The organism is Parabacteroides goldsteinii, assembly GCF_020091425.1.
GTDB classification, from domain to species: Bacteria; Bacteroidota; Bacteroidia; order Bacteroidales; family Tannerellaceae; genus Parabacteroides; species Parabacteroides goldsteinii.
Map to the genome: position 1 here is coordinate 1,073,967 of NZ_CP081906.1, position 13,112 is coordinate 1,087,078.

The following is a 13,112-nucleotide window of genomic DNA, read 5'->3' on the forward strand; positions in this document are numbered from 1 at the left end:
AAAAGGAAAAGAATATGAAAAGGTTTTTAATGATGATGGTTGCTGTGATGGCTCTCTTTACATTAAGCGGTTGCGGGGAATCTAAAGAATCGTATGTAAAGGACTTCACGAAGTTCGTAGAAAAAGTACAGGCTGGTGCCGATAAGTATTCTAAGGCGGATTGGGAAGAAGTGGAAAAGAAATATATCGAATTTGCCGAAACAAAATATGATAAGTATAGTTCCGAACTTTCTACAGATGAAATGATAGGCATCACAAAGTTGAAAGCCACTTATCTGACAATCCAGACAAAGCATGGTATCATCGACAACATATTGAAGGAAGGAAACAATGCTTTGGACAATTTGATCAAATAGCATATAATTCTTTTTAAATCTCAATTAAAGCAATATCTTTGCATAAGTATGTAACCAATTAAACTGAAAAAGTTATGAGCGACAAAGACGATTTGATTTACGATGAAGACGAATCTGTAAAATTTATTCAGAACTATCTTCCCCAGGAATTGAAAGGCAAATTCAGCAATGACGATATCAATTATATTGTAGACCTGATCTACGATTTCTACGAATCACGCGGTTATCTGAACGACGATGCTGACGATGATGCCGACATTGAAATAGATGAGGATGAATTGATTGAATATGTAGTAAAGAATGCGCAGAAGGATGGCGTTGGCAAATTCGATCCCGAAGCAATAGGCTTTATTGTGCAGGGCGAGCTTGAATATTGCGATTCTATCAACATGTTCGATTGATAAACTGTTATATTCATATAAAGTTTATAAAAGAGCAAAAAGATGAAACATTTAAAACTATTATCTGTACTGCTATGTATGGCAGTAGTATTTACGAGTTGCGGAACATGGACAAATACCGGTAAAGGAACCGCTATCGGAGTAGGTGGTGGTGCAGCAGCCGGAGCTGGTATCGGTGCATTGGCCGGTAATACAGCATTAGGAGCAGTTATCGGAGCCGCTGTCGGTGGTACGGCCGGTGCTTTGATCGGTAAGAAGATGGATAAACAGAAGAAGGAACTGGAAGCAACCCTTCCTCCCGAAACAACCGTTGAGACCATCAATAATGGTGAAGCTTTGAAAGTTACTTTCGATTCAGGTATCCTGTTTGCGACTAATTCAAGTACACTGAGCGATGCTTCACGTAGCGCATTGCGTAAACTGGCTGTCAGCCTGAACGAAAATCCAGATACCGACATCAAGATCGTTGGTTATACCGATAACACCGGTAAGGTGGACTACAACCAGACTTTGTCGGAAAAACGTGCTAAAAGCGTATACGACTATATGATGGTCGACCAGGGTGTAAGCGGTCGCCGCATGGAATATGAAGGCAAAGGCGTTCACGATCCTGTTGCCAGCAATGACACTCCGGAAGGACGTGCACTGAACCGCCGTGTGGAAATCCTGATCCTTGCCAACGAAAAGATGATACAGGATGCTCAACAGGGAACATTGAGATAAATCTTTATTTTAAAAGATAATCGAAAGGCCTGGAATAGCGTAAGTTATTCCGGGCCTTTTCTCGTTTTAACTATCGTTTACGAGCGTTTTGAAGTCTTACAACAAGTTAATTAACACAGTCAAAATAACATCGAAGAGAACCTTTTTTAATTTCTTGTTGTTTCATGAGTAACTTATATATAAGCACAAATAATAGTATAAACTGTTTTAAACGTTAAAATGAGATGAAAAAGATTATTCCTTTTTTCTTGTTGATCCTTTTACTGGCATCTTGTCAGAAAGATCCGGATATGTCAAAGCTGGATAATGATTTCGTGGTGTACACAAATCATGATAGTAAGACCGATTTCAAGTTTTTCACCACATTCTACATTCCTGATAGTGTACTGGTAATTGGCAACAGCGAGAAGCCTCAGTACTGGACAGCAACTGAAGCAGACGATATCACTTCCACAATTATCAGTAACATGGAAAGCCGTGGTTACACTCGCACAATGGACAAAGAAGAAGCAGACCTGGGTTTGCAGGTTTCTTATGTTGAAAATGTAAATTATTTTACAAATTGGTATGATAACAATAACTGGTGGTGGGGTTACCCAGGCTATTGGGCACCTAATTACTGGAGACCGGGATGGGGACCGACATGGGGTTATGACTGGCACGATTGGTATTATCCGTACCCTGTTGTTTACAGCTACAGCGTAGGTTCACTGCTTGCTGAAATGGTCGACCTGAAATCTCCGACACCAAAGACTGCTGATGCAAAGTTACCGGTTATCTGGACTTCATATATGGCAGGTTTATTGTCCGGTTCAAATAAGATCGATACTCAGCTATCCATCCGTGCAATTGATCAGGCATTTGTTCAATCACCATATATCAGGAAATAATTAAACGCGAATCAGTAAAATTTGAGTCTTATGAAAAAGATAAATAAATCAATAAAATTAGTCGCTTTACTTATCGCCTGTTTAGCGATTCCTTCACTGGCTGGCGCCCAGGTTGTAAACAATATGTATTTCAATATCGACTGGGATATCAACTCTCCGTTCGGCAATAACTTTGCCGACAAGACAAGCGGTTGGGGTGCTCATGGTGAAGCCGGTTATTATGTGGTTCCTAATTTTGCAGTAGGTGCATTTATTTCTTACCACACGAACAATAAATATATTGACCGTCAGACACTCAACGTAAGCGAAACATCTGCTATCACTTCTGATCAGCAACATTCTTTATTCCAGTTGCCTTTTGGTGCTGCATTCCGTTATAGCTTTACCCGCGAAGGACAGTTTGAACCTTATGTTTCAGCTAAATTAGGTGCAGAATACAGTGAAATGTCGACTTATATGAATGTAATGAAAGTGTACGACCGTCAATGGGGATTCTATGTAGCTCCTGAAGTTGGTATGAATATTTTCTTTACTCCTGAAAAGAAATTCGGTTTGCACGTAGCTGCTTACTATAATTATGCAACAAACAAAAGTAAAGTCCTGACTTATTCCATGGATGGAATAAACAACTGGGGAGTGCGCTTCGGTGTTGCGTTCTAAAATAGAAGTTTGTTCTTTTAAGTGTTTTATGTAGTTTATTAGAAAGCGGGAGACTGCAGCGGCGGTTTCCCGTTTTTTATTTTAAATTCCAAGGGAATGCGATCTTATCCAGAAGATTTTTACGGGTAGGAGGGAGTTCGCCTTTTTTCAAGGCTCTGCGCTGTACGAAGCACCAACTGCCGAGTTTGTTCTCACGGGCGGTTGGCCAGCGGTTGTTTTCAGAGAAGAATTGTTGTAGTTTTTCATAGTTTTCCATCCAGACATCATCGATAGTCCAGATAAAACCTTCGGTATCCATCCGAGCGATGCGTTCAGCCGAAAGTAAACCTTGTTTCCGGTTCTTACGCTGGGTGTTACACCAGCTGCCGGCTTTGCCTTCATTGCTTTTGGGCCAGCGGTTGTGTTTTTGGTAGTAAGTAAGTACCTGCTGCCAGTTTTCCGTCCAGAGCGAATCCAGATCCTGTTCCCACCAGAATCCGATCGAATCGAGCAACCGGATTCTTTCATTGGAAAGGAGACCTTTCTTTCGTGCCTGCCGTTGGGTGTTGCACCAGGTATTCAGTTTGTTTTCACCACGTTTGGGACAACGGTGTTCTACGGCCATAAATGCTTTCAGTTCTTCAAAGCAGTTCATCCAACGACTGTCCTGTACTTCCCATTCAAAACTGATCCGATCCAACTGCGAGATATAATCTTCCGACAACGTCCCTTTCTTCCGGGCAATCCGCTGGGTGTTGCACCAGTTTCCCAGCTTCCCTTCGGCTGCCTGCGGCCAGCGTCCTTCACGCTCCTTATATTCGATCAAACGTTCATACATGACTGGCCACGCATCCAACTCCGCGAGCATATCATCCACACGGGCACGGATATCAGACAGAAATCCAGTTACCTCAAACTCCATAAAGCCTTTAAAGCTCTTTGGAGCACGGATCGCCGGATGATAAACCAACTCCCTTGACATAGCCTCATAAACAGAACGCCCCGAAAGGTTATTGACAAAATCAAGTACTACCGGATGACGGTCCGACCCCGCTTTCAGGCAACGCCCCAACTGCTGCAAAGCTACCACATACGATTCCGTCCGACGCAGGAACATGGCAGCATCCACTCCTTCCACATGCAATCCTTCGATCAACATATTTATAGAGAAAAGGACATGCAGTTTTCCCGTTTCCTTACGAAAACGACGCAATGTCTTTTCATTCTCCCGATTACTGAGTCCGTTATGGATCTCAAATGTTTCCGTTTCAAAGCCAGCCTGCCCGAGCCAGTTCGAGACTTCGGGAATCATATGCTGAAGATCTTCCTTGTCTTTACAGAAGACAAGCATTTTCTTTACCTCTTTCGGAAGATAACGCCGGATCAGTTCCGATGCACTCAACGAGCCGCGAAAATCCAGTCGGGCAAAGTCTATCTTGTCCTGAATATGCTTGCGCCTTTTTAAAGTACAGTCGCTCCTGTTCAACATTCGCTGTACCTTATCCAGCTGGTTATTCAGATCGAATACGCTCTGCACCAGGACAGGGACAGGCAGAATCTTATAATACCAGGCCATAGACAAAGACAGTTCATGGAACAGGTTCCCCTTGAAATAGACCTCTACCGTATCGAGCATCTCTTCTGGACGTATCGGAGTGGCCGACATTCCCAGTACACGCGCCTCCGGATTGTTATCTATTACTTCCTGTACAGCCTGTCCCCATACCTCCGCTCCGAAATGATGGAACTCATCAATAATGATATGATCCGCTTTGAGTTCACCGACTGTACCGCGATTCAGGACTAATGCCTGGAAAGTCCGGTAGGCGACATGTGGCATTGTCCTGCCGATTGCTTTTTTGATCTCGGCAATGATCGTAACGTTGGGAGCGATAACCACTATATCATCTTCCGAATGATTGACAATATAGCGGGCAATCAGGTAGGATTTCCCTGTACCGGTAGCCTGTACAACGGCTCCGATCCTGTTTGTTTTGAATCCTTCCTCGATGGCCCGGTAAGCCGCTTCATTATGTGAAAACAGTTCAATATGCTTTCCCGTTTCCAAGCTTTTCAGATAGCTTTCATCCGAAACAGTCAGTCCATGCAGTTCAAAGGAAAGTGCCTCCGGCAGATAACCGCCATGAGCCAGAATACGGAACTGGTTGCAGCCGGACATTTCCCCGATACGCTGCATTTCAGTATACAACCTGTCTACTTCCGGCAAGCCGACAGGTTCCTTATTCCATACCTCTTTCACAATGAAAGTAACGGAGTCCTCCCTGAAGCCTACCAGCAGACAGCCGGATTCTTCAGTGACAAAATAATGATAAGAATGATAAAGATCGCAGAGTGACATTCAGAAAATATGTCAATACTAGAAATCATTCAATATCTAAAACCTCAGTTTCCTCTTTGGGTTTGAAAAGGTCTTTGATAAACAGATAACCGATTCCTCCGAATATGGCAAGGAATACAAACCCAATCAGGATCAGCGGCTTCTTGGGAGAGGATGCTTTTAAAGGAACTGTGGCAGGTTGTATTATTGTATACACCGGTGTCTGTTCCTGTACCCGGAGTTTATCCTGTTCCAATTTCTGGGCCAGCGTATTGTAAACATTGAAGGTCAATGTCATTTCATTCTTTAAACGTTCCTGTTCCGTACGGTAGCTGGCAGAGATAATATTCTTGTTGGCATCCTCAAAAGCCGCATAGGCACGTTGTGCCTTATAATAGGATTCCCTGGCTTCACTAAATACTTTCTCTGTGAATTCCAGGTCCTGTTTTACCTTCTGGGTACGGTAATTTGTGATGTATCCCTGAAGTTTTTCCAAAACAATTTGAGTGATATTCGCCGAGATCAACGGGTCTTGCATCTGAACGGATACGGTGATTACCGATGTCTTTTTATCCACAGAAGCGGAGATGCGTTGTTGTAACGCATTGATAACGCCGGCTTGTTTATTGGTTAGTCTAAAAGAAGTCAATTCTCCATTACTTACCGGTTCTTCTTTTGAGAACAAATCTTTCACAACACCCAACAACTTGAACGGAGTCTGTACCACATAACTCCACCACGCACTTTTCTGATGATCATTCATATAATCATATAAGGATGCAGAATAATCACCTTTCTCATTTGTTACTTGTACGGGGAATAACTCCAGTAAAAAAGGAATACTGCTGACTACATCCGGATACAGGTCCGGAGAGATGGCATCCGCTCCTGAAGTACTGTTCAGGTTAATCCCTGCCATAGCAGCCAATCCTCCCAGATTTCCCATCTTTTTGGATGGGTCGGAAGTTTCGGGTGCCAGTTTTACGGTTGTACTATATTCTTTCGGTATGCTGAAAGCTACGACAAGACCGACAACAACTGCAATTCCGCAACATTTAAAAATAAATTTACGTTCCCCCCACAACCGCTTAGCCAATTCTATTAAATCGATCTCCTGTGCATTATCTATGTCAGGAGTGTTCATTTGAATCATATCCACCTTGTTAATTGAAAATTAAAGATTGAAAATTGAAAATTATTTCATTGTATTAATAATAGAGGTGACCATGGCTGCCATCGAAGTGGTTGAACTGGCTATGCTCAGAACTTCTGCCAGACTGGTTTTACGATCGCGCTGCGTCTTAGTCGGAACGACGATTTCGCATCCCGGTTCTACCTTTGGATATCGTTTGAAGAAGATAAAGCATTTTTTCGTTGTAGCAACCTTGCCGTTCATATAGATTACGATCGGATATTTGCGGGCAATATCATTGTATCCACCGGCTTGTGAAAGACAATTTCCGACAGACATTCCTTCAGTATAGGTCACACTGTTCGGATAGGTTACGGCTCCATTTATCTTAACTGTACTTTGTAATTGAGGAATATAAAGTTCATCCCCGTCACGCAATACCACGTCGTGGGCACTTCCCGGATTAGCCAATGCTTTTTCCAAATCAATACCGACTGAATAATTTTTGATATTTTTCAGTGACAAAGCCACCGAGTCACGGCTTTGCTTATTGGAACTTAGTTGCAGCAGAGTTTCCAGGCGGCGCATCTCATCTTCTGTCAACTGGCGTTTCAGACTTGCTCCTTTTACATAGGCATCAGGGGTTATCCCTCCGGCTTTGGCTATGATATTACTCAAACGGGAATTCTTTTCTGCCAATACGTAATCACCGGAGAAAGTAATTTCACCATCAACCTTTACTACTTGCTGTTCCTGATATCCTGGTGAGAAACGCACATACACCTCATCGAAAGGTTCAAGGGTAAAGACTGAATTGCTGTTTTTTCCATCAACGGATATCAGTCCCAAATTGTCATTCAACTCAAAGTTGAACACTTCGGCTGTACGATTACTGTTTTCGTAAGTTTTTGTATCCTTAATTCTTCGGGCTACTTCCACATTGACCGTTGCTGCCGATTCCTTCAAACCTCCGGCCATCATAATGGCATCTTCAACCGTCAGATTGTTTTGGTAGGGCAGGACTGTATCTACATAATTCACTGCTCCACTTATTTTGATCGTATAAGGCTCGCGGAGATCAAACAGGGATGGAATGTTTAGTATGTCTTCCGGTTTGAGTTCTATATCCGGAGATGTACCATTCAGGATTCCACGGATATCTAGGGCTATAACTGTTGTTGTGAAATCCGGATTCAAACGGGTAATCTGGGCACGGCCGGTAAATTCATCACCTTTCAGGCCGGCTGCCTGGTTGATCAATCCTTTTACGGTATGTACTGCACCATTCAACTCATATTCTCCCGGACGCCAGACTGCTCCTGTCACTGTCAGACGGTTTTCGTAAAAAGGGATCACTGAGTCTACCAACAAAGAATCGCCATCCATCATCGCAAAGGTCGGATATTTATCTTCCGTAACAGTCGCTATTTGATAACGGCTATCGGCTTTTCGCTTAATACGGACATCTTTTTTGTAGGCATCCCCGGTAAAACCTCCGGCCATGTTCAACAGTTGTTGTAAAGTTTCCCCTTTTTTCATTTCGAAAATGCGGTTACGTTTTACTTTTCCACGAACCACAGCCAACTGATCGTAAGGTGAAACGATCACCATATCATTCTCTTCCAAACGGATATTCGTATTGTATTTGCCATTCAGGAGATAATCATATACATCTAATTTTGCAACTTCCTTACTGTTGCGGTATACTTTGATTCCGCGAAGCGAACCGATCTCATTCACTCCACCTGCCGCATACAAAGCATTAAACAGAGTGGCAAAAGAGGGTAGGGTATAGGTTCCCGGAGCAACGACTTCACCTACAATATTGACTTTGATGCTGCGTATCTGACTTAGACTGACAGATACAAATGTATTGGCTCCATCGGTATTTTCCGATAGGGTAGACATGATCCGTCCCAATTCCTGTCGGATACGGTTTTCGGCAGTTTCGATAGTCAGTCCGCTGACAGATACCGGACCTAGATTAGGGATAAGAATTGTTCCTTCGGGAGAAACTTTCAGTTTCAGATTCAGTTCTGAATCTCCCCAGACATTGATCAGCAATTCATCTCCGGCTGACAGGATATAGTTTTTAGGAGTCGGAATATTCAGATCCGGTTCAAAAGATAGATTCTTATTAGAAAATATCTCTCGTCCGAAAACAGTTTCTTTCAAATCGTTTTCCGGCAGATTCCTTTTGCGTTGTTCTTCCGGAGAGATACTATCCTCGCCCGGAGTAGTAGCAATAACCCGGTCAGAAATTACTGCATCGGAGGCCCTGGAAGTTGTTTGGCTTGCGCCTGATTGTCCCATTCTCTTAGCAATTTCCTGCTGTATCTGATCATCTGTCATTCCCGCAGCTTTTGCCTTATCAATCAAATCCTGGGGAACCTGTGCCGCCAATGGTACTGCCAGCCATAGCAATCCCCCCAATAATACATTTCTGATTATGATATTCATATTGTTATTTGTTTTTATTATTTCGATTTAGGAGAGAGTAGTATCAAAACTTTCTGAATTCCAACCGCGCATAATCTGATTGTAAAACCAGATGTTTCGATGTTAATTCTTTGACACCGAAACGTTGTTCCGTCCCGTTCATGCCAAATGGTAATAAGTTTTCAACTGTACTGATCGGCATGACTACAAATAGTGAATCTCCGGTATATTCCATATTTCCAGTTTGACTGGTTCCTCCGACTTGCATCAGGTTGATTGTATGCAAAGCCACACTGTAGTAAGCTCGCTCCGGTGTTTCTTCTTCTCCGGAAGTATATTCTATTTTCATTATTTGCCAACGCCCATCCAGGTCTCCGTTGATAGGTGTTTTTCCACAAGCACTAACTATCAGTACCAGCAGCGTAGCTATTATATATCTTTTCATCGTATCCATCCTGTTTTTCTGATTGTTAACATACCACCGGCACTTTTACCCAACATAGCTCCCCTGTCTATCCCTAGTGAAGCTGTAAAATCCCAACCTTTCAATTGATGAGGCGTATATTTTAACTCGGCTAGAGCATTGCCGTTTTTTTTGATCTCATAAAAAGGTAACGCATAGGTTCCCCAATTGCGGGTAACAGATAAAAGGATACGGTATTGCAGATCGGCACAAGGGTTACCCATTATTCCAAAATGATGTCCCTGCATCCGATTGCTTTTAAAAACAATATCTCCGTCGTTATTATAGATGGGAGACATGACAAGAGGGTTTCCGATTCCCATTCCCCAATGTTGCCATCCGCTATAGATATAGTGGTTATAATAATTATCTGCTCCGCTTATCTGTTCCGGTATTTCCGGTGTATGATCCCAATAAACGGGACTAGTCTGATCTTTTGTTGAAATATATTCGTAAACGAAACTGCTAACGACAGGATTTTTGGGAAATGTTATTTCTATTCCCGCCAGGCAATCTTTCCATCCATATTCCCCGAACATCTGTGAATGATCTTCAAAATAATGTTCGTAATAAGGGCGAATTGTCCAATTTTGTGGAGCATACCAGGTTAACGAAAAATTCCAGCTACCTAAATGGTTTCCGTAAACATTTGTTTGTTCCCCTGTTGGAGTTTCACTGCCACCTCCGCTCGGAATAAACACTTTAAAGAAATCCTTTATCCCATTCGGCATATCAATCTTTTGGTCTCCAATAAATGCATTTCCTCCGAATTGGGCTGCCATTTCCAAACCTCCTTCCAAAATCAGTGGAAATTTCTCTTGATTACCGATTTTCACATACAAATCTTTGGAATGATAGAGTACATGTTCCGTATATTTATTCCCCGGAACCACGAAATCTTTCTGCCAGCTATCGTCTGTAAACATGCCATAAGCGATATGTCCTTTGAAAGCCATCCATCCTTTTGTTCCCGGTACAACGGTATATTCCGGAATGCCGATACGAACCTGCGGGATTGGACGAGCATTACCCGAAAATGTCAATCCCCCGCTACTTAAAAGCGGATTATTGAATTCACTGTGTCTTTCTTTACTACCTATACTAACTCCCAGGCAACGATATTTCAGATCCGCATACAATTGTTGCACCACAAAAGTCGATGTAAAATTATAGGCTACAGCCAAATCCGCCCCGAAAGCATATGAGAAGCGTTTATCGTTTTCCAACTCCCGGAAGATTCCGGCACGCAGATATCCGTTATTCTTCTCAATGGACGAAAGTCCTTGTTTATTTGCTGTCAGCCAGAAAGGAGTATGTTCCCCTCCGCTAAAACTGATTCCAGTCTCTGCCTGATAACTCAGTCCTTTCGTGATCTGAGCGTAAGAGTTCAAGGGGAGCAATAAAATACTTCCCCAAATGATTAATTTAGATATAAGTTTCATTTCTGAAAAATTTGAATCAATGATAGTGATGAGATTTGCCTGTAATTGGTTCAGGATGATCCTAAGAACATTCAGGAATGCACTTCCAAAAATATCGGACGTATTCTTCTCATTTTCAGTACAATAATCTTTCATGCCCTATACAAATTAAGTTTGAAATTGATATCAAGATGAAAATGAATTTGCTTCGTGTCTATACATCTCTGATATTGAGCCTATTAATAGAAGACTTTTCAAGTCGCCCGGGAATGTCCTGAAATTCCTCTTTTAATATAGAATATAAATATTTATAACTAAATAAGGGCCTACGGCCATTTTTTTCAGATTTCAAAGATTAACAACATCCGGTATCATTCACTTTCACCCTGCAAAGGTAGAGGGTATGCACCAGACGGCAATTACTAAAATCGCAGCAAAAACAAGCACAGAAAAACCTGTTATACAGCGTATTAATCAATTATTATTTCTTATTTTTGTTATTAATCCTATTTATTTCATTCAAAAAATGTTTGATACAATCCGAATAATCGGAGTCATGTACTTTCATTTCGGTACAAAAAGAACCGACCGTTCCCTCCAGACGAAAACAGAGATAAAAGTGCTCAGCCAGGAAGTCGAAAGACACATCATTGAAATAATATACCTTCATTTGCCCCAGCAGGTCACTCAAAAATTTCCGGTCGTTCACCGGTACTCTCTCCTTCCACGGGTCTACCAGGTCAAAACCACACCAAGTCAATATTTCCGGTCGGAATTTGTCAAAAAACTTATTTGCCAAATCAGTCCAACCCTTTTTTTGGTGACACTCATCACTCCCCAACAGCCAGGCCAGTTTCATTATTTCGGTCCGTCGGTCCGGGCACTCTCCAATATAGGCTTCCAATTTATCCAAAGCCAAATTTTTTCCTACAATTCCACCAATTTTTTTTTATAGCGTTTTAATTCTTCTGTCAGCATAACTTTTAAGTTGATGCTGTACAACAGATGTTTCCTGTCAACAGTAAGAATCTCCTTTCCCTCTAAAAAACATATATCTTTTGCATTCAAAAGTCCCTTATTTTATCTTCAAAACATATATCTTTTATCTCCAAAATAAGGGACCTTCAAATTTTCAATTAAAATTATGACCTTAAGTTTCTACTTGGTAAAACATCTCGACATGCATAAAGACGCAGCAGCTTATTATACACAGATTTGATTCGGATTAACTAGAAGGGAATAAAAGTTAGTATTTATACATCAACTCATAGTATTTTTGGTAATCACCTGACGTAACATTGTCCATCCATTCCTGATTATCCAAATACCAACGAACTGTTTTTTCTATCCCTTCTTCAAATTGAAGGCTGGGTTCCCAACCCAATTCATGTTTCAACTTTGTTGAATCAATGGCGTATCGTAAATCATGTCCGGCCCGATCGGTCACATAAGTTATCAATTGTTCGCTGGTCCCTTCCGGGTTACCAAGCAACTTATCTACGGTTTTTATAATCACTTTGATCAGGTCTATATTCTTCCATTCATTGAAACCTCCGATATTATATGTTTCGGCTATTTTCCCTTTATGGAATATGATATCTATAGCTCTTGCATGGTCTACCACATAAAGCCAATCTCTAACATTTCCCCCTTTTCCATACACCGGAAGAGGTTTGCCATGACAGATATTATTAATAAACAACGGTATCAATTTTTCAGGAAACTGATAAGGACCATAATTATTACTGCAATTCGTTATAACGATGGGTAATCCGTAAGTATCATGAAATGCCCGTACAAAATGATCCGAAGATGCTTTGGAAGCAGAATAGGGAGAATGAGGATCATATTTGGTTGTTTCCGTAAAGAAAGTACCGTCAAACGGCAAAGCACCGTACACTTCGTCCGTCGAAATATGATAGAAACGTTTGTCTTCATAATTCCCGTCCCAGCATACCTTCGCCGCCTGCAGCAAAGAAAGAGTTCCCATAACATTCGTATTCGCAAATGTGAAAGGATCCCTGATTGAACGATCCACATGGCTTTCCGCAGCCAAATGAATAACACCATCAATTCGATATTGCTTAAAAATCTCCACAATCTTCTCAAAATCACAAATATCAGCCTTCACAAACGTATAGTTAGGCATATTTTCAATATCTGTCAAGTTGGCAAGATTCCCCGCATAAGTCAGTTTATCCAAATTAATAATACGATATTCAGGATACTTGTTCACAAACAGCCGCACGACGTGAGAGCCAATGAACCCGGCACCTCCGGTGATTAAAATATTTTTTTTAAACTCCATAA

General features: G+C 41.6%; 12 protein-coding genes. 5 read left to right on the top strand and 7 right to left on the bottom strand.

Annotated elements, in window-relative coordinates:
* The first annotated feature begins 14 nt into the window (after positions 1–14).
* From K6V26_RS05335 to K6V26_RS05355, 5 genes are all read left to right on the top strand, one after another.
* On the top strand, positions 15–356 hold the full coding sequence (locus tag K6V26_RS05335) for a DUF6565 domain-containing protein (RefSeq protein WP_224264799.1): 342 nt from the start codon (positions 15–17) through the stop codon (positions 354–356).
* A gap of 74 nt (positions 357–430) precedes the next feature.
* Positions 431–757, top strand: a complete 327-nt coding sequence (locus tag K6V26_RS05340) for a hypothetical protein (protein ID WP_007652830.1) — start codon at positions 431–433, stop codon at positions 755–757.
* A 42-nt stretch (positions 758–799) separates the two neighbouring features.
* Positions 800–1,480, top strand: a complete 681-nt coding sequence (locus K6V26_RS05345; protein ID WP_224264800.1) for an OmpA family protein — start codon at positions 800–802, stop codon at positions 1,478–1,480.
* Positions 1,481–1,704: 224 nt separating this feature from the next.
* Positions 1,705–2,370, top strand: a complete 666-nt coding sequence (locus tag K6V26_RS05350; protein ID WP_224264801.1) for a DUF4136 domain-containing protein — start codon at positions 1,705–1,707, stop codon at positions 2,368–2,370.
* Between the two features lie 30 nt (positions 2,371–2,400).
* On the top strand, positions 2,401–3,030 hold the full coding sequence (locus tag K6V26_RS05355; RefSeq protein WP_007652833.1) for an outer membrane beta-barrel protein: 630 nt from the start codon (positions 2,401–2,403) through the stop codon (positions 3,028–3,030).
* A 76-nt stretch (positions 3,031–3,106) separates the two neighbouring features.
* Here the strand turns inward: K6V26_RS05355 and K6V26_RS05360 are convergent, their stop codons facing one another.
* The 7 genes from K6V26_RS05360 to rfbB form a co-directional block, all read right to left on the bottom strand.
* Complete coding sequence (locus K6V26_RS05360; RefSeq protein WP_224264802.1) at positions 3,107–5,368, bottom strand: Helicase associated domain protein; 2,262 nt, start codon at positions 5,366–5,368, stop codon at positions 3,107–3,109.
* Positions 5,369–5,393: 25 nt separating this feature from the next.
* Positions 5,394–6,500 carry a Wzz/FepE/Etk N-terminal domain-containing protein gene (locus K6V26_RS05365; RefSeq protein WP_082207547.1) on the bottom strand — a complete coding sequence of 369 codons (1,107 nt, stop codon included), beginning with the start codon at positions 6,498–6,500 and terminating at the stop codon, positions 5,394–5,396.
* A 42-nt stretch (positions 6,501–6,542) separates the two neighbouring features.
* Positions 6,543–8,939: an SLBB domain-containing protein gene (locus K6V26_RS05370; protein WP_224264803.1), complete on the bottom strand. Its 2,397-nt coding sequence runs from the start codon at positions 8,937–8,939 to the stop codon at positions 6,543–6,545.
* Positions 8,940–8,982: 43 nt separating this feature from the next.
* Positions 8,983–9,372 carry a lipocalin-like domain-containing protein gene (locus K6V26_RS05375; RefSeq protein WP_052716719.1) on the bottom strand — a complete coding sequence of 130 codons (390 nt, stop codon included), beginning with the start codon at positions 9,370–9,372 and terminating at the stop codon, positions 8,983–8,985.
* Positions 9,360–10,823 carry a capsule assembly Wzi family protein gene (locus K6V26_RS05380; RefSeq protein ID WP_046147563.1) on the bottom strand — a complete coding sequence of 488 codons (1,464 nt, stop codon included), beginning with the start codon at positions 10,821–10,823 and terminating at the stop codon, positions 9,360–9,362. Before K6V26_RS05380 ends, K6V26_RS05375 begins: the two co-directional genes overlap by 13 nt.
* 460 nt (positions 10,824–11,283) lie before the next feature.
* Complete coding sequence (locus K6V26_RS05385; RefSeq protein ID WP_010799906.1) at positions 11,284–11,715, bottom strand: hypothetical protein; 432 nt, start codon at positions 11,713–11,715, stop codon at positions 11,284–11,286.
* A gap of 333 nt (positions 11,716–12,048) precedes the next feature.
* Positions 12,049–13,110 (bottom strand): dTDP-glucose 4,6-dehydratase, encoded by a 1,062-nt coding sequence (gene rfbB / locus K6V26_RS05390; protein WP_046146722.1) that lies wholly within the window; start codon positions 13,108–13,110, stop codon positions 12,049–12,051.
* Between the last annotated feature and the right edge of the window lie 2 nt (positions 13,111–13,112).